This is a genomic window from Lacisediminihabitans sp. (assembly GCF_043726815.1).
Taxonomy (GTDB): Bacteria; Actinomycetota; Actinomycetes; order Actinomycetales; family Microbacteriaceae; genus Lacisediminihabitans.
Genome location: NZ_JAYSJZ010000055.1, coordinates 1 through 21,786, shown reverse-complemented (window position 1 = coordinate 21,786; position 21,786 = coordinate 1). Strand labels below are relative to the sequence as shown.

Here is a 21,786-nt window from a genome sequence, read left to right as displayed (position 1 = left end):
CCACCGCATCATCGACGACTTCATGATCCAGGGCGGCGACCCGCTCGGCCAGGGCACCGGCGGACCGGGCTACAACTTCGACGACGAGATCCACCCGGAACTGACCTTCACCAAGCCGTATCTCCTCGCCATGGCCAACGCCGGCAGCCGTAACGGCAAGGGCACGAACGGTTCGCAGTTCTTCATCACCACCGTGCCCACCACCTGGCTTCAGGGCAAGCACACCATCTTCGGCGAGGTGGCCGACGAGGCCTCCCGCGACGTCGTGAAGAAGATCGAGGCCGTGGAGAAGGATTCCCGCGACAAGCCCAAGGAAGACGTCGTCATCAACACCGTGACGATCGAGGAGCTCTAACCTTCGTGACCACCCCGTGAGCGCGGCGCCACCGAGCTCGGACAATTACTGCTACCGGCATCCTGACCGCCAGAGCTATGTGCTGTGCCAGCGCTGCGGGCGCACGATCTGCCCGGAGTGCCAGACCGTCGCAGCGGTGGGAGTGCACTGCCCGGAGTGTGTCAAGGAGGCCAGGCAGTCCGCCCCGCGCACGCGTCCGGCGATTGTGACGTCGATGCGCCGCGCCGGCAGGAGCGATTCACCGCTGGTGACCTACTCGATCATCGCCGTGTGCGTGATCGTGTTCGTCGCGGAGCAGTTTCTCGGCGGCACGGGCGGCGCGGTGTTCCAGTCGCTCGTGGCCTACGGGCCTCTCACCATCACCGAGCCGTGGCGACTGCTCACGTCGATCTTCGTGCACCTGTCGATTCTGCATCTGCTGTTCAACATGTACTCGTTGTTCATCTTCGGGCCGATCCTCGAACGGCTTCTCGGACGAGGGCGCTTCGCGGCCCTGTTCTTCCTCAGCGGGCTGGGCGGCTCGGTGGCCGTGCTCCTCATCGCGCCCGCCATCCCCGTCGCCGGGGCGTCCGGCGCGATCTTCGGACTGCTCGGTGCCTTCTTCGTGATCCAGCGGCACCTGGGCGGCAACAATGTGCAGCTGCTGATCGTGATCGCGCTGAACCTCGTGATCGGGTTCGTCGTGCCGAACATCGCGTGGCAGGCGCACGTGGGTGGGCTCATTGTCGGCGCCGCCGTGGCGCTGATCTTCGTGCGCACGCGAGATCGTAAGCAGCGGGTCCTGCAGTTCGCGCTGCTCGGCGTGACGCTGATCGCGTTGATCGGACTCACCGTCTACGGTGCGGCAACGGTGTTCTCCCGGATCTGATCGAGGAGTTATCCACAGGGTTTTCCACACTGGGGATAATTACACCCGTGTAATTGGTCCGCATTAACGGGGACCGTTTCGGGCGGACTCGTGGACGGTCAGCGAGTCAGCGGAGGCGCTCGACGGGCCGTTCGCCGACGCGGGAGAACGGATGAGCGAAGAGTCAGCGCCAGCGAGTTGTCATGAGGAATCCCACGAAGAGGATTCCGAAGCCGACGAGAATGTTCCAGTCCTTGAGCGCCGGAACCGGCAGGGTGTTCTGGCTCACGTAGAAGACGATGATCCAGGCGAGCCCCACGAGCATCAGCCCGAACATGATCGGCTTGAACCACACCGGGTTCGGAACGTCATCTCCCCCACGCGTCTCTTGCGGGGCGACGGGCTTGGAGCGGGGGTTCGATCTGGCCATTCGGGAATTCTACCGTGAAAGCGCGGGCGGCCCCCGAGAGTCGGCCGCGAAAGGGCTGGAACGGCGCCACCGCCTACAATCGACACCATGACCGACGAGCGGAAGCGCCGAAAATCGGGCGCCCGCAGCGCGCCCGCCAGGGTCAGCGTGATCGGCGTCATCGGGGAACTCTTCATCACCGCCGGGGTGCTGGTGTTCCTCTTCCTGGGCTGGCAGCTGTGGCTCAACGACCTCATCGTCGGAACTGATCAGAATCGGGCGGGGGTGGCCCTCGCCCACGACTGGGACACCGCAACCCCCACCCACGCGCACGTCACGCCCGCGGTTGCGCCTGACTATGGCCCGCCGGTGGTGGCCGAGCCGCCGAAGAACGCGGTGAAGTTCGCGGTGATGTACGTGCCGCGGTTCGGCGCGGACTATGCGCGCTCGATCTCGGAAGGGGTGGGCACGACCGACGTGCTCGACAGGAACGGCATCGGGCACTACCCGGGAACCCAGATGCCGGGTGCGGTCGGCAACTTCGCGGTCGCGGCCCACCGCACCACCCACGGCGCCCCGTTCAAGCAGCTCGCAAGCCTGACGGTGGGCGACAAGATCTACGTGCAGACCCAGGACGGCTACTACACCTACGACTTCCGCGGCCTCGAGTACGTGCGACCCACCGCCGTGGACGTGCTCGACCCGGTGCCCCGTGTCCCCGGTGCCACGCCCACCGAGAGGGTGCTCACCATGACGAGCTGCAACCCGATGTTCTCGGCCGCGGAGAGGATAATTGCCTATTCGGTGCTGGAATCCTGGCAACCGACATCCGCAGGCCCGCCGACGGCGATCCTCGCCACCGTGACCGCGAAGGGATAGGACATGTACGCAGCACTCTGGCGACTCATGCCCGGTCCGATGTGGCTGCGGGTGGTGCTGATGGTGGCACTCTTCGCCGTGATTCTCTCGGGGCTCGTCTTCGTGGTGTTCCCGTGGCTCAATACCTTTGTCAATGTGAATGATGTGACGGTGAATCAATGACTCGAATCCTGGTCGTGGACAACTACGACAGCTTTGTCTACACGCTGAACGGATACCTCCTTCAACTGGGCGCGGAGACCGAGGTGGTGCGCAATGACTCGTTCGCCGCGAGCGACGCGGCCGCCCGGATCGCCGAATACGACGGGGTGCTCCTCTCCCCTGGCCCGGGAGCCCCGGCAGCGGCCGGCGTCTCGGTGCCGATCGTGCTCGCCGCGCTCGAGTCCGGGCTGCCGCTCCTGGGCGTGTGCCTCGGCCATCAGGCGATCGCGGAGGCGCTCGGCGCCACGGTCACCCACGCCGAGGAACTCATGCACGGCAAGACGTCGAGCATCACCCACGACGGGAGCGAGTTCTACCTCGGCGTGCCCCAGCCCTTCACGGCCACTCGCTACCACTCGCTCGCCGTCGTCGACTCGACCGTGCCGCGCGAGCTGATCGTGACGTCGAGGACCACCGGCGGCGTCATCATGGGCATGCGGCACGAAGCGGCGCCGCTGTTCGGTGTGCAGTTCCACCCCGAGTCGGTGCTCACCGAGGGAGGCTACGCGATGATCGCCAACTGGCTCGCCGTGGCCGGGCTTCCCGAGGCTCGCGAGGCGGCGAGAGGCCTCACGCCGCTCGTGAACCTGAGCTGATCGGGGCCCGAACCGCACAGCCCTGAACCGCCCGGGCCCGAACCGCTCAGGGCCCGAGCCGAATCACTTGCTGCAGTAGGTGAGGGTGATCGAGGAGTGCTGCGGCTGGTTGTCGCCCTTGAGGGACTGGGCGGTGACGTTGCCCCCGGCACAACTGGCATCGGGCACGGTGTTGATGGTCAGCCCCAGCGGCTCGAGCAGGGTGTTCGCTTCCGGGATCGGCCTCCCGCCGACATCGGGGATGTTGATCAGGCCGTCGGAGATCACCAGGTCGATGACGTCGCCCTCGTGCGCGGCAGAGTTCGCCTCCGGCGTGCTGCGGATCACCGTCCCCGCCGCGAGCGTCGCCGAATGCTCTGGGCTCGACTTGCCGTACTGGAGTTTGCGGTCGGTGAGGGCGGCCTTCGCCTGGTCCTCGCTGAGATTGTTAACACTCGGAACGGTCGTGGGGTTCTTGCCGTCTGACACATAGACCTTCACGGCCTGGTTGCGCGGTACCCGAGAGTCCGCGGCGGGGTCGGTGGAGATGATGTCGCCCTTGGCCACGCTGTCGCTCGGCAGGGTGAGCCGGCTGGGCACGAGCTTGAGGTCGGTGAGTTTCGTGGCACCGGCGTCGTACTGCTCGCCGACGATGTTGGGGACGCGTACCGAGAGGCCGTCGCCGATCGTCGACGGCGGCAGGTGGATCACCCAGAACACGACCGCGACGAGGATCACGGCGAGGCTTGCGATGCCCACCCAGATCCAGGCGACGGGCGGGCGGCTCTGAGTGCGCACCGCGCGCTCGTCGGCGCGGGCGTTCAACTGGCGCAGGGCGGCCTCCGACCCAGCGGTGGCCGCCGGGTTCGCACCGAAGAGAGTCGCGTTGAAGTCGTTGGCTACGGCCTTGCGCGGGGGCACGGAACCGGCGGCGGCGGTCTCGAGATCGTCCCGGAACTCCGCGGCGGTCTGGAACCGCTCGAACTTGTCCTTGGCGAGGGCGTGCAGCACGACGGCGTCGAGGGCCGGAGACACCCGGGGGTTGAGTGAGCTGGGCGCAACCGCGGGCTCGCTGATGTGCTGGTAGGCCACCGCGGCGGCGCGGTCGCCCCGAAACGGCGGGCGGCCGGTGAGGAGCTCGAACAGCACCACGCCGGTGGAGTAGAGGTCGGTGCGGGCATCCACCGTCTCTCCGCGCGCCTGCTCCGGGGAGAAGTACTGCGCGGTGCCGAGAACGGCGCTCGTGTCGGCCACCGTCGCCGAACTGTCGGAGACGGCCCGGGCGATGCCGAAGTCCATGACCTTCACCTGGCCGTTTTGGGTGACCATGATGTTGCCGGGCTTGATGTCGCGGTGAACGAGCAGCGCGCGATGGCTGTACTCGAGGGCGGTCAGCACGCCCGAGATGATGCGCACGGCCTCCTTGGGCTCGAGCGGGCCGTCGGCGATGATGTCCCTGAGCAGGCGGCCATCCACGTATTCCATGACGATGAACGGAACCTGGCGCTCCAGCCCGTTCGGCTCCTGCACCGTTTCCTCGCCAGCATCGAACACGCGCACGATGGTGGGGTGGGCCATCCGGGCGGCCTTCTGGGCCTCCTCGCGGAAGAGCACCCGGAAACGGGGATCGGTGGCGAGGGCTGGCTTGAGGAGTTTGATCGCAACGCGCCGACCGAGGCGGGTGTCGTTTCCCACGTGAACGTCGGACATCCCGCCGCGGCCGATGAGCGCGCCCACCTCATAACGGCCGGCGAGCAGCCGGGTATCTTCGGTCACGAGAGATCTCCTGGGTGGTGCGTACTGAGTCCTAGCCAGTGTAATGCGTCGTAAATGGGGGGTTGCTGGCTAGCCGGTGGTCGTGATGGTGAGGTTGGGCGAGGCGGGCGAGGTGCCGCTCGAACAGACCGCGACGTACGAAATGGAGTTGGGGCCCGGGGTGGACGACAGGGTGAACTGCACGGTCACCGTGTTGGCGGGGGCCGGGTTGGCCGGGAGGAAGGTGGACCCCGGGCTGGAGGTGATCGTGAACCCGGTGAGCGTGGAGCCCGCTGGACAGCCCGTGTAGGTGGGGATCGTCAGGGCAACGACGTCCGACGCCTTGGGCGGCGTGGGGCTCGTGGGCTGGCTCATCGCCGCGGGCGCCGTCGGTGTCGGCACGGCGCCGTACAGCTTCACGGTGATGGTCGTGCCCTTCTGCACGTTGCCGGTCGGATCGACGAAGAACGACAGCCCCACCTTGTCCGCGGAGGGCGCGGGGGCGGCATCCGGAACCACATTGGCCGCGAGGCCCATCTGGTCGAGGATCGTGCGCACCTGGTCCTCGGTCTTGCCGGTGAGGGCGGCGGAGGTCACCTTGACCGTGTTGCTCGTGGGCGTAGGCGTGGGACTCGGGCTGGGGGTCACGGAGGGCGACGCCGAGGGCGACTTCGAGGGCGTGGCCGGAGTCTTCGACGGGTTGGCGATGAGCGCGATGAGGGTGCCGACCAGCACCACCACGAGGATGCCGATGAGGGCGATCAGGGGCCAGGTCCAGGGATTGCGCCCCTTGGTCTCGGCCTCGGACGCCAGCTGGTTGGACGACGTCGCGATCACACCCGGCGCGTTGAGCACGCGGGTGGCCTCGGTGACCGAGTTCTCGCGCTGCAGCGCGGGCAGCGTTCCGGCCCCGAGGATTCCGGGCACCGCGGCGGCGGCGCCGGCCACGTCGCCCCGGCGCAGGGCCTGGGCGGCGCGCGCGAGGTGGGCGGCGGATGCCGGGCGGTCGGCGGGGTTCTTGGCGATGCAGGCGTAGACGAGGTTGCGCACCGGTTCGGACACCGTCACCGGAAGGTCTGGCGGCGACTCGTTGATCTGCGCCATCGCGATCGCCACCTGGGACTCGCCGGTGAACGGCCGGCGACCGGCGAGAGCCTCGTAGGCCACGATTCCGAGGGAGTAGATGTCGGTGGTCGGCGACGCCGGATGACCGCTCGCCTGCTCCGGAGACAGGTACTGCACGGTGCCCATCACCTGGCCGGTGGCCGTGAGGGGAACCTGGTCGGCGATCCTGGCGATGCCGAAGTCGGTGATCTTGACCCGGCCATCCGGGGTGATCAGGAGGTTGCCGGGCTTGATGTCGCGGTGCACGAGACCTGCCGAGTGCGCGGCGTGCAGGGCGGACGCGGTCTGGGCGACGATGTCGAGAACGCGGTCGGTGGAGAGCACGCGCTCGCGTTCGAGAATCGTTGAGAGTGCCTCGCCGGGGACGAGTTCCATCACGAGGTAGGCGCTGCCCTCCTCCTCGCCGTAGTCGAAGACGTTGGCGATGCCCTCGTGGTTGACCAACGCGGCGTGCCGTGCCTCCGCACGGAAGCGCTCGAGGAAGCCGGGGTCGCCCAGGTACTCGTCCTTGAGGATCTTGATCGCGACGGTGCGCCCGATCACGAGGTCGGTCGCCTGCCAGACCTCCCCCATGCCCCCGATCGCCACTCGGCTGGAGAGCTGGTATCGTCCCCCGAAAGTGAGGCCACTTGTGGGTCTCATTTGCTCAGCACCGCCTCAATGACCTTCTTTGCGATTGGCGCCGCGACCGCATTGCCGAAACTCGTGCCATTTTCGACGACAACGGCGACGGCAACCTGTGGATCGTTTGCGGGGGCGAAACCAGTGAACCAGAGGGTATAGGGCCTGCCCTCGCCGTTCTGGGCTGTTCCGGTTTTACCGGCCACATCGACTCCGTTTATTCTTGCATTGTTGGCAGCGCCGCTGCTCACGTTGCTGACCATCAGTTGCGTGAGTGTCGCACTCGTCTGGGCGCTGATCGGCTGGCTCAGCACCTTCTGCTGGAACGGCTGGATCACCGAGAGATCGGGCGCGGCGATGTGGTCGATGAGCGTCGGCTGCATCAGGTTTCCTCCGTTGGCGATCGCCGAGGAGACCATGGCCACCTGCAACGGCGTGACCCGGTCCTCGTCCTGGCCGAACGACGAGAGCATGAGCTTCGCCTGGTCGGTGTTCTGCGGGTAGAAGCTCGGCGTCACCGACATCGGCACCTTGAGCGGCTGGCCGAATCCGTAGGCCTTGGCGTACCGCGAGATCTCACTCGAGCCGAGGGCGGCGCCCAGTTGGGCGAACGGGATGTTGCAGCTCAGCCGCAGCGCCGTGGCGATCGACACCGTGGGGGTTCCGCCGCAGGATCCGCCCTCCGCGTTGTTGATCGACGTGCTGCTGCCGGGCAGCGGAAGCGTCGGCGGGTTGGGGAACTCGCTGTCTGGGGTGAACTTTCCGCTGTCGAGCGCGGCCGAAGCCACGACGAGCTTGAACACGGATCCCGGGTGGTACAGGTCGCCGGCGATCGTGCGGTTGAACAGCGGATGCTTCGGGTCGGCTATCAGCTGCTGGTAGGCGGCGATCACCGACTTCGTGTCGTGCGAGGCGAGAACGTTGGGGTCGAAGGCCGGCTTCGACACCATGGCGAGGATGGCGCCGGTCTTCGGGTTGATGGCCACGACGGCGCCCGCGTTGCCGCCGAGGGCATCCCAGGCCGCCTGCTGCACCTTCGGGTTCAGCGTGAGCGTCACGGCGGCGCCCTTCGGCGGCTGGCCCGTGATGATCGAGTTGATCTTGTCGAAGAACTGGCTGTTGGCGTTGCCGCTGAGGTAGTTGTTGAGCGAACCCTCGACGCCGGTGTTGCCCTGGTTGAGGGTGAAGTAACCGGTGGCCGCCGAATAGAGCTGTGAGTTGCTGTAGACGCGCTGGAACTTGTACTGGTCGGTGGAGGGCTTGGACTCCGCCACGGCCTGGCCGTCGACGAGGATCGGGCCGCGTTCGGCCGAGTAGCCGTCGTAGAGGGTGCGCACGTTGCGCGAGTCTCCGTTGAGCGAATCGACCTGGAACACGGCGATCACCGTGGTCGAGGTGAAGAGCGCGATGAACATCAGAAGCACGGCGATGCTCACGCGCTTGAGTTCCTTGTTCATGACTCCACCACCAATCGGGGCTGGTTGCGCACGCTGTCCGACAGGCGCAACAGCAGGGCCGCGATTATCCAGTTGGCGACGAGGGATGATCCGCCGGCGGCGAGGAAGGGAGTGGTCAGCCCGGTGAGGGGGATCACTCTGGTCACTCCGCCGAGCACGATGAACACCTGGAGGGCGATCACGAACGACAGCCCGACGCCGAGGAGGCGACCGAAGTCGTCCTGGCCGGCGAATCCGATGCGGAATCCGCGGGACACGAAGAGCAGGTAGAGCGCGAGGATCGCGAAGAGCCCGGCGAGACCCAGCTCCTCGCCGAGGCTGGCGATGATGTAGTCGCTCTCGGCGAGGGGCACGATGTTGGGTCGGCCGAGGCCCCAGCCGGTGCCGATGAGCCCGCCGTGGGCGAGGCCGAAGATGCCCTGGACGAGCTGGTAACTGCCGCCGGGAGCCTGATAGACCGTGGGGTTGAAGGCGTCGAGCCAGGCGTGGAAACGTCCGCCGACATAGCCGAGCACCTGGCTGGCGACGAGGGCACCGCCCACGAAGAGCGTGAGGCCGAGCACAACCCAGCTGGCGCGTCCGGTCGCGACGTAGATCATCACGAGGAAGAGTCCGAAGTAGAGCAGCGCGGTGCCGAGGTCGCGCTGGAAGATGAGCACGATCATGGCGGCCAGCCAGATGATCAGGATGGGGCCGAGGTCGCGGGCGCGGGGAAACCGCATCCAGAGGAACTTGCGGCCCACGAGCGACAGGCTGTCCCTGGCCGTGACGAGGTAGCCGGCGAAGAAGATGGCCAGGGCGATCTTGGCCAGCTCGCCGGGCTGGAAGCTGAATGAACCGATGCGGATCCACAGCCGCGCGCCGTTGACGGTCTCGCCGATCACCGGGAGCATCGGCAGCAGGAGCAGGGCGATGCCCACGAACATCGCCACATAGCGATAGCGCTGCAGCACGCGGTGGTTGCGGATGAGCAGGATCACGGCGATGGCGATCAGCATCGCCATGGCGGTCCAGGCGATCTGGCGGATGCCGGAGGACTCCCAGCCGCTCACCTTGCGCGAGATGTCGAGGCGGTAGATCTCGGCGATGCCCAGACCGTTGAGGACCGTGATCACCGGAAGGATGAACGGGTCAGCCTCCGAGGCCACGAACCGCAGGACGACGTGCATCGCGAGGGCGAGCACCCCGAGGCTCGTGCCGATGATCAGCACCGTCGGGTCGATCCGGCCCAGCGCGCCCAACTGCACGAGGGCGATCGAGCCGCCGACGATGATGCAGGCGAAGATCACCAGGAGCAGCTCGAGGTTGCGCAGCTTCGCCGGCGCGCGCAGGCGCAGTCGGATGGTGTTGGTGAAGGTGGCGCGCGCTCCGGCGTCGATCGGCTGGCCGATCGACGAGGGTGCCGCGCTGCTACTTCTTGATTGCATCGGAGAGCCGCTTGATGATGTTCTGGGCGTCGTCGAGGTCGCTCGCGCTGATGGTGTCCTCGACGGTCTTGCGCGTGTAGCTCGGCAGGTCGGCCAGGCGCACGCTCGTCTCCTCGTACACGCTGTGCAGCGAGATGGGGCCGATGTCCTGCTGCACGCCGCGGTAGATCGCCACGGTCTGGCCGTCGGCGCCGACGTAGTAGAGGGACTGGGTCCAGCGATAGCCGGCGATGATCGCGATCACGATCCCGATCGCGATGATGGAGATGCCGACGAGCCAGGCCACCCGCCGGTTGCGCGCCCGGCGGCGGTCTTCGAGGATGAGCTCGTCGAGGTACTCGTCGGACTCGGGCTCGAAGTGGCTGTCCTCCTGCTGGGTGGACTTGAGCGGATGCAGCAGCAGGGCAGGCAGGCGCACGGCTCGACGGGCGGCGTCCCCCACGAAGGTGAGCGGCAGCGCCGCGGATCCGACGACCACTGCCGGCTCGGAGGCCGACGACGGGGTTTCGTCGATGTCGACGACGACCACGGTGACGTTGTCCGGCGCGCCCTGGTCGAGGCTCTCCTTGACCAGGCGGTCGGCCGCGGCCCGGGCCGCCGGGAAGTTCTTGAGTGCCGCCTCGATCTTGTCGTCGGAGACGTAGCTCGAGAGACCGTCTGAGCAGAGCAACCAGCGGTCGCCGGCAACGGTGTCGAGCACCGTGGAGTCGATCTCGGGGGCGGCATCGATGTCGCCGAGCACCCGCATGAGCACCGAGCGGCGGGGGTGTACTGCCGCCTCCTCCTGGGTGATGCGGCCGCTGTCGACCAGCCGCTGCACGAAGGTGTGATCGGCACTGATCTGCTTGAGCACGCCGCCGCGCAGGAGGTAGATGCGCGAGTCGCCGATGTGCGCGATGGCGACCTTCCCGTCGGCGCGCAGGATGGCGCTGACGGTGGTTCCCATGCCAGTGAGTTCCGGGTGGTCGAACACGGTCTCGGCGAGGAGGGAGTTCGCCGCGCTCAGGGCGGACTTCAGGGCGAATTCCGCGTCCTCGGCAGAGGCGAACGGCTTGTCCGTCTCCATGATGCGTTTGAGCGCGATCGCGGAGGCGACGTCACCGCCGGCGTGGCCGCCCATCCCGTCGGCGACGATGAAGAGCTGGGCTCCCGCATAGCCGGAGTCCTGGTTGTTGGCCCGGATTTTTCCGACGTGGGAAACGGCCGCGCTCTTGCCCGATGTGGCCATCCACCTACCGCCGAAGTTCGAAACTGGTCGTGCCGATCCTGACCGGAGTGTTCAGTGGTACCGGTGTGGGAAGGGTCACCCGAGAGCCGTTGAGGAACGTGCCGTTGGTCGAGTCTAGGTCCTGGATTACCCAGTCGTCGCTCCACAGCATGAGCCTGGCGTGGTGGGTGGAGGTGTAGTCGTCGCGGATCACGAGGCCGCTCTCGTTGGAGCGACCGATGGTGAGTGGCTCCTTCGGCAGCTGCAACTCGAGGCCCTCCTTGGGACCGGAGGTGATCACGAGGCGGGTGGCGGTGGAGGAGTGGGCGGCCACGGTGAAGGCCTCGGTGGCGGTGTCCTGCGGGGCAGCCGGGGCCGCGTAGGCGACCGGCGCTGTCGGTTGGGCCACCGCGGAGGCGACGAAGGGGGCCGGGGCGGCCTCGACCGGCTGGCGACGCACGCGCTGGCCGAAGAGGTCGGTGCGCAGGGCGTAGACCACCGAGAAGACGAAGGCCCAGAGCACGAGCAGAAAGCCGAAGCGCAGGAACAGCAGGGTCAGTTCGCTCATCGGCGGCCGCCCTGGTCGTCGCCGGGGGCCCGCAGGTCCGAGAACTGGTCGACCGACGCGGCCTGGGCGAGAACCCGGAAGACGATGCGGGTGCGGCCGATGTTGATCACGGAGTCCGGGGGCAGCGGCGCCTTGTGCACGGGGGAGCCGTTGAGCTGGGAGCCGTTGGTGGAGCCGAGGTCGTTCACCTCGGCCCGGGTGCCGTCCCAGAGGATCTCGACATGCTTGCGGGAGATTCCGGTGTCATCCACGGTGATGTCGGCCTCGCTGCCGCGGCCGATGATCGTGCGGGACTTGAGGATCGGGTAGCGCTTGCCCGCGACATCCAGGACCGGCGTCCAGGACACGGTGCCCTTCACGCTCACCGAGTCGATCTGCACCATGCCCTCGCTGAGCGCGGGATCCTCGGCCAGGGTGATGCCGATGCCTCCGGAGAACTGGTAGTGCTGGGCGGCCGCGTGCTGCTGCACGAGCTGGCTGAACTCGTCGATGAGGGTCGGCCCGATGGCCGTCATGCGCTGATAGTCGCCGCGGGCGAGCCGCACGGTGAACTTGTTGGGCACGAGAATGCGGTCGCGAGCGACCACCGCGGCCTGGGTGTCGAGCTCCCGACGGAGGGCCGAGGTGATCTCGATGGGTTGCAGGCCCGACTTGAAGGTTTTCGCAAACGCACCGTTAACGGCGCGCTCGAGACCCTTCTCGAAGCTGTCCAGTAGGCCCAATGGTCTCCCTTGTCACGGCGCGTGCAACTAGGACGATGTTAGTCGTTGGCTCTGGGAGGGAGGACGCCCTCCCGTGTGCGACCCGCTCGATCCCCCGTGCGGATGCCGGGGAGCGACCCTGGCGAGGGTGACCGTGGCGGCGAGGGACACGGCGGCGACCGCCGCGAGAATGACGAAGCCGAGGGTGAACGAGCCCGTCGCATCCTTGAGGATGCCGAGCAGCAGCGCCGAGGCGAAGCCGCCGAGGTTGGCGCAGAAGTTGCCGAACCCGGAGCTCAACCCCGCCACCCGCGGTCCGAAGATCTGCCGCGGCACCGCGAAGAGCGGCCCGAAATAGAGCTGGATGAAGAGGGCGATCACGGCGACGACCGCCACCAGCAGAGCGACGTCCTTGAGGATGCCGACGAGGCCGAGCAGCAGGGCGAGGGCGCCGAGCGAGACGCCGATGACCGCGATCGGCCGTCCGAGGCGGTCGGAGACTATGCCTCCCGCGATGTTGGCCGGCGCGGTGATCGCCGAGGAGAGCGCGACGACGAGGCCGGCCTGCACGAGCGAGAAGCCGCGCTCCACCACCAGGTAGGCGGGGAGCCAGAAGGTGAAGCCCTGCACGATGGCGAGCCGGGCGAATTGGATGAGGCCCAGCAGCCACCAGGCCGGCTGGCGCCAGACGGAGCTGTCGCCCGCCAGCGGAGGGTGGGTCTCGGGCTTCGGGGCGTCATCCCCCAGAAACCAGAACGCCGCGAGCACGGCGAGTCCGAGGCTCGACGAGAGCAGGATCAGCCCGCGCCAGCCGAGCGGACCCACCAGGAAGGGCCCGACGAGGTTGAGCAGGATGTTGGACGAGAACCCGCCGGCCACGAAGAGCCCCATCGCTGTCGCGCGCTTCTCGACCGAGAAGTGCCGGGTGATAAGGAGCAGCCCCGGCACGAACATGAGCGCGCGGAAGACGCCGGACACGGCCTGGATGGCGAGCAACCAGCCGAAGACGGGCACGACCGAGAAGAGCATCGCGAGCAGGTTCGAGCCGAGCACGCCGATCGCGAAGAGCACCTTGGGGTTGAACCGGTCGGCGAGCACTCCCGAGGGGATCTGCATCAGAGCGTAGGTGAGGGTGGTGGCGGCGGAGAGCAGGCCGGCCTGTCCGAAGGTGATGCCGAGATCCGTGCGGATGAGCGGAAGGAACAGCGCGATGGCGCCCACCGCGATGGCCTGGGTGCTCTGCGCGACCACGATGAGCGTGGCGTTGACCGCGACCCCCCGTTGCGTCATTGCCGTGCCTCGCTGAACTCATCGATCGGTGTTGCCGCGGCCAGCGGAACCCTCCCGATGCTAGCCCCCGCTCGGGCACCGGCGGAGCCGTTGCGCTGTGGTAATCTCGCTAAGTCTGCGCGAGTGGCGAAATTGGCAGACGCGCACGGTTCAGGTCCGTGTGCCCGAGAGGGCATGGGGGTTCAAGTCCCCCCTCGCGCACCACAGACATGAAGGCCATCGGGAAATCCGGTGGCCTTCATGCTTTTGACGGTGGCTGGGCAGCCGGCGGGCGATGCTTGAGATGCTCACCGAGGCAACGCGGTGCTGGCCGGGGCGAGCAAGGACATGAGTGATCGAACTAACCGGTGGTGCTTGAGATGCTCAGCGGGGAATCGTTGTCGTGGCACTTCTGGGAGGCGCGCCCGAACGCTGACACGAATACGTCGGACTCGGCGTCGAAGTGGGCACCGACGATCGTGGGCGGGGACTTCGAGATTGCCGAGTTGAGGTTCTTGATCTCGCCCTGCAGGTGATAGCCGGCCAGCCCGCCGATGACGAGGAGATCAGGCGTGACGGTGTTGATGATCGTCGCGTAAGAGGTGTCGCTCAGGGTTCCCCTCTTGTGTTCCTCGAGAGCATTGATGAGATTCGTCGCAATGACCGACAGGACGCCACAGGTTGCGCCGGCCTTCGTGTCGAAGCCCATTCCCGGGGAGGGATCGCCACCGGGAAGACTGGTAGGGGTCGTGTACGGGCGAGGCGCCGTGGGGCTGCCGGTGCCGGGCGCGACACAACCCGACAGCAGCACCAACCCGAGAGCAGAAAGAAGGACGGTGAGCAGAACCCGTGGCGCCTTGCGCACGGCAGCGACTCGAATCGGTAGCCTCGTGTCGATGTTCGCCCTCATGACGACCTCCCGGCGTTTGTGAATATTGCTCTAATGGCCGTACTCTAGCGACAGGTTCGCCCAAGCACGCCCATCCGCCTGGCGAACAGGCGATCCTCGTCGGCGGTTGACGACCACCGGGAGTGATCGATCGATGTTTCTCAGGGCTCGGGCCTCGACCAAGTCGGCGCTGCTGCGCGGCGGTCTGGTCGCATCGATGGTGTTGGCCGCGGCGCTAGGCACGACTGCGTGTTCGTCTGCCGCCCCATTGCCGAGGGTGACCCCGCTCAGCCAGACCGAAAAGGACCGTCGAACCGCGACCGATCTCGCCGGGAGTTGGGAGGGAGTCGTCTCACGATTCCCCGATGCCGATGAACCGCACGAACACAGGGTTCGATACGTCACGTTGAGCGAGTGGCCCAAGGCGGACGCGGATTGCCTTACCGCCCACGGGTCTCCCGCCGTCGCGAGCCGGGACGGAGGCGTCAGCCAGCACGTGCTCCCGGGGCAGGAAGAGCGCGCAGCGATCGCCGGCTACGAGTGCGAGGCGTTGTACCCGGTAGACCCTCAATTCAACGAGCCTCTCAACAAGTCGCAGCTCGCGTTCCTCTATGCATATTTCGTCGACAGGCTCAGCCCCTGTGTGAAGTCCGCCGGCTACTCGGTGGCGCGACCGCCGAGCCTGCACTCGTTTGAGGAGTCGTACGGCTCGAGCGAGAGCTGGTCGCCCTATCTCTCGGTTTCGGAGCCCACGAGCGAGAAGTGGACCGCGCTCAACCGGAGGTGCCCGCAATTCCCCAGCGGCCTGTACGGCTAGAGCGGAGTGAGGCAGGCGAGCGTCGGAGCACCTGCCGTCAGGAGTGCGCGCTGCTCTCCCGAACGATCAACGTGTGGGGAGCGATGACCAGGGCGGCCGGATCCGCCGTGCCGGACAGCCTGCGCTCGACCAGGCCGAGGGCCGTGCGCGCGATAAAGCGCTTGTCCGGGCTGACCGTGGTGAGCGAGGGGGTGCTGAACTCCCCGTCCTCGATGTCGTCGAAGCCGACGACGGCCACGTCGTGCGGCACCCGAACGCCGCGCGTGGCGAGGGTGCGAAGCGCGCCGAGGGCGAGGGGATCAGAGAAGCAGAACACCGCATCCGGGGGATCCGGTCGATCGAGCAGGCGCTCCATCGCCGCCGCGCCGTCTGCCCGGCGGAACCTGTCGACATGCTCGACGAAGGACTCCGATTCGCCCGGGCCGGCTTCCGGGAGCGCGTCCCGGTAGCCGGCGAGGCGCTGCGAGCTGGAGCCGTGGTCAGTGCCCTTGGTGCCGATGGCCGCGATGCGGCGCCTGCCCGACTCGATGAGGTGGGTCGTCGCCTCTCGAGCCGCCAGGCGGTTGTCGATCATGACGTGGTCGAAGCGCGGGAACGGATTCTCGCCCAGGAAGACGAGGGGGCGATCGTCCGAAATCGCCTCGAGATGCGCCGGCGTGAGGGCGAGCGGACTGATGACGAGCGCGTCGAAGAGTGACCCGTAGTCGGTGCGGTCGATGAGGTAGCGCTCACGCTCCAGGTCGCCGTCGGTCTGGTCGATGACAACCGTGAGGCCACGGGCGGCTCCCTCCTCGACGAAGGCCCGGGTCAGTTCAGCGAAGTACGGGGTGTCCAACTCCGGCAGAACCAGCCCGATCAGGCCGGAGCGACCGCGCTTGAGGCTGCGCGCCAGTTCGCTCGGCCGATAGTCCAGGTCGGCGATCGCCTTCAGCACCCTCGCCCGCGTGGCCTCGGCAACATGGGCGTAGCCGTTCACCACGTTGCTCACCGTGCGTACAGATACGCCGGCCGCCCTGGCCACGTCTCGCCGACTGCCCATCATGCCCTCCGGGGCAACTCTATATTGCATCGAGGCACAAGCCGCGCTAGCGTGGAGTCGACAGTTTGCATCGAGGCAAAACGGATTCGGGAGGACGACACGGTGACGTCCCCGGGATTCGGCCTCGCCGAAGCGTGGCGTTTAGACGCGCGGCGCGGGCGGTGGGCCCGACCGCCGGTAGGACCCGGGAGTCGTGCCGGTGTACCGGCGGAAGGTGCGTCCGAAGTGCGACAGGTCGCGGAATCCGCTGGCGATCGCCACCTCGGCGATCGGGCGGTCTGTGCCCTGCAGCTGGGTGATCGCGTAGCGCACCCGCAGCCTGGCCAGGTACTCGGTGACCGGCAGGCCGGTGTGGACCGTGAACATGCGGCTGAAGTAGGTCTTCTCGAGGTGAGCCATCGCCGCGAGCGAGTCCAGGGTGTGGTGCTCGACGTAGGTGAGTTCCAGATGGCTCCGCACCCGCTGAATCGACGACTGCACGGAACCGACCTCGTGCTCGGCCGACACCAGGCCGCTCTCGAGGATCGCCCGCGCGCACGCGGTCAGCAGCAGTTTCCTCAGCCCGTCGAGGGCGTCCCCCGTGCCGTCGCGCGGGTTGTCGGTCTCCGTCACGAGCATCCTCAGGAGCGGTCCGACCTCGTCGAGACTCTTCAGTTTGACCTGCGAGAGCCGCGCCCGCCGGCTTCCCACGGCCGTGCTGAACGGGATCAGGGCGGAAAGAGCAACATCGAGGGGCGGTGCCAGCGTCGGGAGGGGGTGGTACTCCACGTCGAGGTAGACGTTCACGACATCCGGGGGGCGGTCGCCGGTGACCAGCGAGTGCTTCACGCCGGTGCGCGTGATGCCTACGGACGGAGCTGCCATCGAATACTCGATGTCCCCGATCACTTCGCTGCACTCGCCGGAGAGAACGAAAGTCAGAAGCACGACGTCCACCCCGTGCAGGGCAAGGACAGGGTTGACGTACGAGGGGAACGGCTCCGCGGCGATGCCGAAGCGCTCGAGGGTCGCGAGCCTGCCGCGGACTCTCGCCGTGTTGTCGTGGCCCGACTCCGCAAGATCTGCACACATGATCACAAGATAGTCCTAGATTGACTCGAAATATCTGTTGATTATTGAACCTGAGTCGCCAAATGAAACGATTCATGCAGAAACCTCATCGTTGTCTGCTCTTTACAGAGAGGTAAAGAATGTTCGCTCGCACGTTCATCCGCACGGCGACAGCCGCAGCAGTGCTCGCACTGGCTGCTGGATCGCTCGCAGCATGCTCCTCGGGAGGTGGTGCGTCCGACGGCAAGGTCGGGATCAGCTTCCTCACCCAGAACGACGCCCAGACCACCGCCACCGGGCGGGACTTCATCAAGGCATTCGAGAAGAAGTACCCCAACATCACGGTCAAACTGGACACGCAGCCCGCCGGCTCCGAGGGCGACAACCTGATGAAGACGAAGCTGTCGACCGACACCATGTCCGATGTCTTCAACTACAACGACGGTTCGCTGCTCCAGGCGCTCAACCCGGACAAGACCCTGGTCGACCTCTCGGGGGAGTCCTGGGTGAGCAAGGTCACCAAGGACTTCAAGAGCGTCGTGAGCACCAGCAAGGGACTCTACGGCGCACCGCTCGGCACCTCGTTCGGCGGCGGAGTGATCTACAACAAGAAGGTCTTCAAGGACCTCGGGCTCTCGATTCCCACGTCGTGGTCCGAGTTCATGGCCAACAGCCAGAAGATCAAGGCGGCCGGGGGAATCACCCCGATCCTGCAGGCCTACGGCACCGACTGGACGTCGCAGCTGTTCGTTCTGGCCGACTTCGCCAACGTGGCCCACCAAGACCCGAAGTGGGCGACGAAGTACACCGACAACAAGGCGAAGTACGTGGATGAGCCGGCTCTCGCCGGCTTCGAGCACCAGCAGCAGGCATACGAGGCCGGACTGTTCAACAAGGACTTCGCCTCGCTCACCCACGAGCAGGCGCTCAAGCTCCTCGCCGACGGCAAGGCGGCCCAGTACCCGATGCTGACCGTCGCGGCCTCGGCGATCGCGCAGGACCAGCCGGACAAGGCGGGCGACATCGGATTCTTCGCCCTTCCCGCCGACAAGGCGGCCAACACCTCGGCGACGATCTGGCAGCCGAACGCGCTGTACATCCCCAAGACGACGACGGGGGCCAAGCTGGATGCCGCCAAGAAGTTCGTCGACTTCGTCACCTCCACCCCGGAGGGCTGTGCCGTGCAGAACGCGCACGGCACCCCGACCGGACCATACGTGACGACGGTGTGCACGCTGCCGTCGAACACCCTCCCGATCGTCAAGGACCTGGAGGTCTACTTCACGAGCGGCCACACGGCCCCCGCGCTGGAGTTCCTCTCCCCGATCAAGGGACCGAACCTGCCGGCCATCACGACCGCCGTGGGTTCCGGAATCAGCTCGGGCAAGCAAGGAGCGAAGCTCTACGACGATGACGTGGTCAAGCAGGCCCAGCAGCTAGGACTCAAGGGCTGGTAGCCCTCCCTCGCTGAGCCGATAACCCACCGGTGGGGTCGGACGTGCACTCGACGTCCGGCCCCGCCCTTGCCTGAGGAGGAGAGATTTGTCCGCGACATCCGTTCCCACCCTGAACCGGGTCGGGCCAGCCGGACGAGTGATGGCGGTGCGAAAGAAGCGCCCCTCGCCCTATCCGTCCTGGTTCTACATCCCGGCCGCCGCCCTCTACGTGGTGTTCTTCGCCGTGCCCACGTTCGCGTCGTTCTTCTTCTCGCTCACCCGCTGGACGCTGTTCGACGTGACGTTCATCGGCTTCGACAACTTCGTGCAGTTCTTTCGGGAACCTCAGCTCTATCAGGGGTTCATCAACACCGTCATCTACGGCTTCGTGACCTCGGCGGCGAAGGTCGTGCTCGGCATGGCCCTGGCGCTGCTGCTCACCTCGCCGATCATCGGTCGGGGCTACCTCCGGGCGGTCGTGTTCTTCCCGGTGCTCGTCTCCACGATCGGTATCGGGCTCACCTTCAAGGCCCTGCTCGACCCGTTCCACGGGATCGTCAACGGGGCGCTCGGGCTGTTCGGCATCGCGGGGCCCGGATGGTTCACCGACCCGAAGCTCGCCCTGCTCTCGATCGCCGCGGTCGATGTCTGGAAGGGGGTCGGCATCGCCACGCTGATCTTCATGGCCGGCATCGTCGCCATCCCGCAGGAGTACTTCGAGGCGGCCAGGGTCGACGGCGCCAATTCCTGGGCGGTCTTCCGCTCGATCACCCTGCCCCTCAGCCGCCCAGCCATCTCCACCGTGATCCTGCTCTCCCTCATCGGCGGCCTGCGATCGTTCGACCTGATCTGGGCGACCACCCGGGGTGGTCCAGGATTCACCAGCGACGTGATGGCGTCGGTGATCTACAAGCAGTACCAGGCGGGCTACTTCGGCCTCTCGACCGCCGGCAACGTGCTGCTGTTCCTCGTGGTGACGGCGATCATGATCCCGATCTCGCGGCTGCTCAACCGGAAAGAGGTTGAGGCATGAGGCGTCAACGAACCCAGCGCTGGGTCGTCGGAGGCAGCGCCATCGTCGCGTCGGTCGTGGTCTTCCTCGTGCCGTTCGCGTTCATCCTCCTGCAGTCGGCGAAGACCGCTCCGGATGCCAACCAGCTGGGATTCACCTGGCCGACGGAATGGGTGATCTGGCATAACTTCACCACCGTGCTCCAGACCAACAACAGCATGCTGCTGCGGGCGTTCCTCAACAGCTCGCTGCTCACCGTCACGAGCGTCGCGATCATGGTGGTGTTCGCCGCGATGGTCGGCTACGTGCTGCAACGCAAGCGCAACCGGCTCAACCCGATCATCAACTTCTTCGTCCTCGCCGGACTGATCGTGCCGCCCGCCGTCGTCCCGACCATCTGGCTGCTGCAGCGCGTCGGGCTGTTCAAGACGATGCCGGGAATGATCCTCGTCGAGGCCACCTTCGGGCTGTCGTTCTGCATCCTGCTGTTCCGCGCGTTCGTGTCCACGATTCCCAAGGAGCTCGACGAGGCTGCCATCCTCGACGGCGCCGGGCCGATCAGGCTGTTCTTCAGCGTGGTCATGCCCCTGCTGCGGCCGGTGATCGTGACGGTGATCGTCGTGCAGTCGGTGGCGGTGTTCAACGACTTCACCGGACCGCTCTACTTCCTGCCGGGGGACGAGAACTCCACAGTGCAGCTCACGCTTTACAACTTCCAGAGCACGGCGGTCAACCAGTACAACCTCCTGTTCATGGACATCCTCCTCATCACCATCCCCCCGCTCGTTCTGTTCATCTTCTTCAACCGGCAGATCGTTGCCGGCATGACGAGCGGAGCTGTCAAGGGATGACCGGCTCCACCCCAATGAAAGGCAACTCCATGGCTCAGCCCATTCCGAAGCCCGAATACCCCCGACCACAGCTCGTGCGCCCGGACTGGCTCAACCTCAACGGCCACTGGCAGTTCGAGATCGACCACGGAGACTCGGGGATCGATCGCGGGCTTCGGCTGCGCGACCTGGACGGCCAGATCCTGGTTCCGTTCGCCCCGGAGTCGCGCGCCTCGGGGGTGGAGAACACCGACTTCCTGCACGCTGTGTGGTACCGCCGCGTTGTGCGCATCCCCGAACACTGGGCGGGGCGAGACGTGCTTCTCCACTTCGGCGCGGTCGACCACGACGCCACGGTCTGGGTGAACGACATCGAGGTGGCGCGCCATCGAGGCGGCTTCAGCTCGTTCACCGCGGACCTCGCCGGAATCGCGCTCGCCGGAGACGAGGTGACGATCGTCGTGCGTGCGCGCGACACCCCGACGGATGCCCAGGCCAGAGGCAAGCAGTCCACCTGGTACAAGAACACCGGCTGCAATTACACCCGCACCACCGGCATCTGGCAGACGGTATGGCTGGAGCCCGTGGCCCCGGCCCACATCCGTTCGCTCAACATCGTTCCGCAGCGTTCGGACAGCAGCTTCCTCGTCACCGCCGATGTCGCGCACCTCGCGCACGGGCTGCGGCTCGAGGCGACGCTGACCGACGAGCTCGGAGAGGTCGTCTCCGCGGGCGTGGCCGCCGACGACCTCGCGCCGCACCTCACCCTGGCGGTGCCGGCCGATCGCGTGCGGCTCTGGGGGCCGGAAGATCCGCACCTCTACGGCCTCGCCGTGCGGCTCGTCTCCGATGACGGGGTGGTCGATGAGGTGCAGTCGTACGCGGGGCTCCGCTCCGTCGCCATCAGTGGCAACCGCATCCTGCTGAACGGCGAGCCCGTGTTCCAGCGACTCGTGCTCGACCAGGGCTACTGGCCGGACACCCTGATGACCTCGCCGGACGACGCAGCACTGCTGCGCGACATCGAGCTGTCGATGGCGGCCGGATTCAACGGCGCCCGGTTGCACCAGAAGGTGTTCGAGGAGCGCTTCTACTACCACGCCGATCGACTCGGCTACCTGGTGTGGGGCGAGTTCGGCGATTGGGGGGTCTCCGGCCGGGGGCCGGAGGGCGACAACCAGCAGCCGACGGCCTCGTTCATCGGCCAGTGGCTCGAGGTGCTCACCCGCGACCGGAGTCACCCGTCCATCATCGGCTGGTGCCCGCTCAACGAGACCCACCAGCTGATGCACGACAGGGTGACCCAGCTCGACGACG

22 protein-coding genes and 1 tRNA gene are annotated in these 21,786 nt (G+C 66.8%); 11 read left to right on the top strand and 12 right to left on the bottom strand.

What is annotated here, in order from left to right; translation table 11 throughout:
- Nucleotides 1–355, top strand: a 355-nt coding sequence (locus ACHZD8_RS07130; RefSeq protein WP_394769500.1) for a peptidylprolyl isomerase, incomplete at its 5' end; no start/stop codon positions are given.
- 16 nt (nt 356–371) lie between these two features.
- Nucleotides 372–1,223, top strand: coding sequence for a rhomboid family intramembrane serine protease (locus ACHZD8_RS07125; RefSeq protein WP_394769499.1), 852 nt, complete (start codon nt 372–374; stop codon nt 1,221–1,223).
- A 163-nt stretch (nt 1,224–1,386) separates the two neighbouring features.
- On the opposite strand, the gene ACHZD8_RS07120 is transcribed toward ACHZD8_RS07125, so the two are convergent.
- On the bottom strand, nt 1,387–1,632 hold the full coding sequence (locus ACHZD8_RS07120) for a cell division protein CrgA (protein WP_394769498.1): 246 nt from the start codon (nt 1,630–1,632) through the stop codon (nt 1,387–1,389).
- Nucleotides 1,633–1,719: 87 nt separating this feature from the next.
- Here ACHZD8_RS07120 and ACHZD8_RS07115 point away from each other — a divergent pair, with 87 nt between their 5' ends.
- The 3 genes from ACHZD8_RS07115 to ACHZD8_RS07105 are packed head-to-tail and all read left to right on the top strand — an operon-like array spanning nt 1,720 to nt 3,287.
- Nucleotides 1,720–2,490, top strand: a complete 771-nt coding sequence (locus tag ACHZD8_RS07115; protein WP_394769497.1) for a class E sortase — start codon at nt 1,720–1,722, stop codon at nt 2,488–2,490.
- A gap of 3 nt (nt 2,491–2,493) precedes the next feature.
- On the top strand, nt 2,494–2,652 hold the full coding sequence (locus ACHZD8_RS07110; protein WP_394769496.1) for a hypothetical protein: 159 nt from the start codon (nt 2,494–2,496) through the stop codon (nt 2,650–2,652).
- The gene (locus ACHZD8_RS07105) at nt 2,649–3,287 is read left to right on the top strand and encodes a gamma-glutamyl-gamma-aminobutyrate hydrolase family protein (protein WP_394769495.1); all 639 of its coding nucleotides are present in this window, start codon (nt 2,649–2,651) and stop codon (nt 3,285–3,287) included. Before ACHZD8_RS07110 ends, ACHZD8_RS07105 begins: the two co-directional genes overlap by 4 nt.
- 63 nt (nt 3,288–3,350) lie before the next feature.
- On the opposite strand, the gene pknB is transcribed toward ACHZD8_RS07105, so the two are convergent.
- From pknB to ACHZD8_RS07065, 8 genes are all read right to left on the bottom strand, one after another.
- A complete protein-coding gene (gene pknB, locus ACHZD8_RS07100) occupies nt 3,351–5,042 on the bottom strand; it encodes a Stk1 family PASTA domain-containing Ser/Thr kinase (protein WP_394769494.1) in 1,692 nt (563 codons plus the stop codon).
- A gap of 69 nt (nt 5,043–5,111) precedes the next feature.
- Nucleotides 5,112–6,788, bottom strand: coding sequence for a protein kinase (locus tag ACHZD8_RS07095; RefSeq protein ID WP_394769493.1), 1,677 nt, complete (start codon nt 6,786–6,788; stop codon nt 5,112–5,114).
- A complete protein-coding gene (locus ACHZD8_RS07090; protein ID WP_394769492.1) occupies nt 6,785–8,224 on the bottom strand; it encodes a peptidoglycan D,D-transpeptidase FtsI family protein in 1,440 nt (479 codons plus the stop codon). The genes ACHZD8_RS07095 and ACHZD8_RS07090 overlap by 4 nt, the downstream gene beginning before the upstream one ends.
- On the bottom strand, nt 8,221–9,651 hold the full coding sequence (locus ACHZD8_RS07085; protein WP_394769491.1) for an FtsW/RodA/SpoVE family cell cycle protein: 1,431 nt from the start codon (nt 9,649–9,651) through the stop codon (nt 8,221–8,223). The genes ACHZD8_RS07090 and ACHZD8_RS07085 overlap by 4 nt, the downstream gene beginning before the upstream one ends.
- On the bottom strand, nt 9,635–10,879 hold the full coding sequence (locus ACHZD8_RS07080) for a PP2C family protein-serine/threonine phosphatase (protein WP_394769490.1): 1,245 nt from the start codon (nt 10,877–10,879) through the stop codon (nt 9,635–9,637). The genes ACHZD8_RS07085 and ACHZD8_RS07080 overlap by 17 nt, the downstream gene beginning before the upstream one ends.
- 4 nt (nt 10,880–10,883) lie before the next feature.
- The gene (locus tag ACHZD8_RS07075) at nt 10,884–11,426 is read right to left on the bottom strand and encodes an FHA domain-containing protein (protein WP_394769489.1); all 543 of its coding nucleotides are present in this window, start codon (nt 11,424–11,426) and stop codon (nt 10,884–10,886) included.
- Nucleotides 11,423–12,148: an FhaA domain-containing protein gene (locus tag ACHZD8_RS07070; RefSeq protein WP_394769488.1), complete on the bottom strand. Its 726-nt coding sequence runs from the start codon at nt 12,146–12,148 to the stop codon at nt 11,423–11,425. Before ACHZD8_RS07070 ends, ACHZD8_RS07075 begins: the two co-directional genes overlap by 4 nt.
- A gap of 27 nt (nt 12,149–12,175) precedes the next feature.
- A complete protein-coding gene (locus ACHZD8_RS07065) occupies nt 12,176–13,417 on the bottom strand; it encodes an MFS transporter (RefSeq protein WP_394769487.1) in 1,242 nt (413 codons plus the stop codon).
- Between the two features lie 117 nt (nt 13,418–13,534).
- Between ACHZD8_RS07065 and ACHZD8_RS07060 the strand changes: the two genes are divergently transcribed.
- Nucleotides 13,535–13,621, top strand: a tRNA-Leu gene (locus ACHZD8_RS07060).
- Nucleotides 13,622–13,757: 136 nt separating this feature from the next.
- On the opposite strand, the gene ACHZD8_RS07055 is transcribed toward ACHZD8_RS07060, so the two are convergent.
- Nucleotides 13,758–14,306: a hypothetical protein gene (locus ACHZD8_RS07055; protein ID WP_394769486.1), complete on the bottom strand. Its 549-nt coding sequence runs from the start codon at nt 14,304–14,306 to the stop codon at nt 13,758–13,760.
- 385 nt (nt 14,307–14,691) lie between these two features.
- On the opposite strand from ACHZD8_RS07055, the gene ACHZD8_RS07050 reads away from it, so the two are divergent.
- Nucleotides 14,692–15,102, top strand: coding sequence for a hypothetical protein (locus ACHZD8_RS07050; RefSeq protein ID WP_394769485.1), 411 nt, complete (start codon nt 14,692–14,694; stop codon nt 15,100–15,102).
- Nucleotides 15,103–15,139: 37 nt separating this feature from the next.
- Here the strand turns inward: ACHZD8_RS07050 and ACHZD8_RS07045 are convergent, their stop codons facing one another.
- The gene (locus tag ACHZD8_RS07045; RefSeq protein WP_394769484.1) at nt 15,140–16,171 is read right to left on the bottom strand and encodes a LacI family DNA-binding transcriptional regulator; all 1,032 of its coding nucleotides are present in this window, start codon (nt 16,169–16,171) and stop codon (nt 15,140–15,142) included.
- Nucleotides 16,172–16,282: 111 nt separating this feature from the next.
- Nucleotides 16,283–17,212 carry a helix-turn-helix domain-containing protein gene (locus tag ACHZD8_RS07040; RefSeq protein WP_394769483.1) on the bottom strand — a complete coding sequence of 310 codons (930 nt, stop codon included), beginning with the start codon at nt 17,210–17,212 and terminating at the stop codon, nt 16,283–16,285.
- Nucleotides 17,213–17,331: 119 nt separating this feature from the next.
- Between ACHZD8_RS07040 and ACHZD8_RS07035 the strand changes: the two genes are divergently transcribed.
- From ACHZD8_RS07035 to ACHZD8_RS07020, 4 genes are all read left to right on the top strand, one after another.
- The gene (locus ACHZD8_RS07035; protein ID WP_394769482.1) at nt 17,332–18,648 is read left to right on the top strand and encodes an ABC transporter substrate-binding protein; all 1,317 of its coding nucleotides are present in this window, start codon (nt 17,332–17,334) and stop codon (nt 18,646–18,648) included.
- 139 nt (nt 18,649–18,787) lie between these two features.
- A complete protein-coding gene (locus ACHZD8_RS07030) occupies nt 18,788–19,660 on the top strand; it encodes a carbohydrate ABC transporter permease (protein ID WP_394769501.1) in 873 nt (290 codons plus the stop codon).
- Nucleotides 19,657–20,490: a carbohydrate ABC transporter permease gene (locus ACHZD8_RS07025; RefSeq protein WP_394769481.1), complete on the top strand. Its 834-nt coding sequence runs from the start codon at nt 19,657–19,659 to the stop codon at nt 20,488–20,490. The genes ACHZD8_RS07030 and ACHZD8_RS07025 overlap by 4 nt, the downstream gene beginning before the upstream one ends.
- A 29-nt stretch (nt 20,491–20,519) precedes the next feature.
- The coding region (locus ACHZD8_RS07020) for a glycoside hydrolase family 2 protein (protein ID WP_394769480.1) at nt 20,520–21,786 on the top strand (1,267 nt) is incomplete at its 3' end.

Coding starts and splice junctions, on each gene's coding strand:
- ACHZD8_RS07040 (WP_394769483.1), bottom strand. CDS start 17,212: ATGTGTGCAGATCTTGCGGAGTCGGGCCACGACAACACGGCGAGAGTC.
- ACHZD8_RS07025 (WP_394769481.1), top strand. CDS start 19,657: ATGAGGCGTCAACGAACCCAGCGCTGGGTCGTCGGAGGCAGCGCCATC.
- ACHZD8_RS07115 (WP_394769497.1), top strand. CDS start 1,720: ATGACCGACGAGCGGAAGCGCCGAAAATCGGGCGCCCGCAGCGCGCCC.
- ACHZD8_RS07075 (WP_394769489.1), bottom strand. CDS start 11,426: ATGAGCGAACTGACCCTGCTGTTCCTGCGCTTCGGCTTTCTGCTCGTG.
- ACHZD8_RS07045 (WP_394769484.1), bottom strand. CDS start 16,171: ATGCAATATAGAGTTGCCCCGGAGGGCATGATGGGCAGTCGGCGAGAC.
- ACHZD8_RS07095 (WP_394769493.1), bottom strand. CDS start 6,788: ATGAGACCCACAAGTGGCCTCACTTTCGGGGGACGATACCAGCTCTCC.
- ACHZD8_RS07030 (WP_394769501.1), top strand. CDS start 18,788: ATGGCGGTGCGAAAGAAGCGCCCCTCGCCCTATCCGTCCTGGTTCTAC.
- ACHZD8_RS07090 (WP_394769492.1), bottom strand. CDS start 8,224: ATGAACAAGGAACTCAAGCGCGTGAGCATCGCCGTGCTTCTGATGTTC.
- ACHZD8_RS07035 (WP_394769482.1), top strand. CDS start 17,332: ATGTTCGCTCGCACGTTCATCCGCACGGCGACAGCCGCAGCAGTGCTC.
- ACHZD8_RS07080 (WP_394769490.1), bottom strand. CDS start 10,879: ATGGCCACATCGGGCAAGAGCGCGGCCGTTTCCCACGTCGGAAAAATC.
- ACHZD8_RS07110 (WP_394769496.1), top strand. CDS start 2,494: ATGTACGCAGCACTCTGGCGACTCATGCCCGGTCCGATGTGGCTGCGG.
- ACHZD8_RS07065 (WP_394769487.1), bottom strand. CDS start 13,417: ATGACGCAACGGGGGGTCGCGGTCAACGCCACGCTCATCGTGGTCGCG.
- ACHZD8_RS07085 (WP_394769491.1), bottom strand. CDS start 9,651: ATGCAATCAAGAAGTAGCAGCGCGGCACCCTCGTCGATCGGCCAGCCG.
- ACHZD8_RS07105 (WP_394769495.1), top strand. CDS start 2,649: ATGACTCGAATCCTGGTCGTGGACAACTACGACAGCTTTGTCTACACG.
- ACHZD8_RS07055 (WP_394769486.1), bottom strand. CDS start 14,306: ATGAGGGCGAACATCGACACGAGGCTACCGATTCGAGTCGCTGCCGTG.
- ACHZD8_RS07120 (WP_394769498.1), bottom strand. CDS start 1,632: ATGGCCAGATCGAACCCCCGCTCCAAGCCCGTCGCCCCGCAAGAGACG.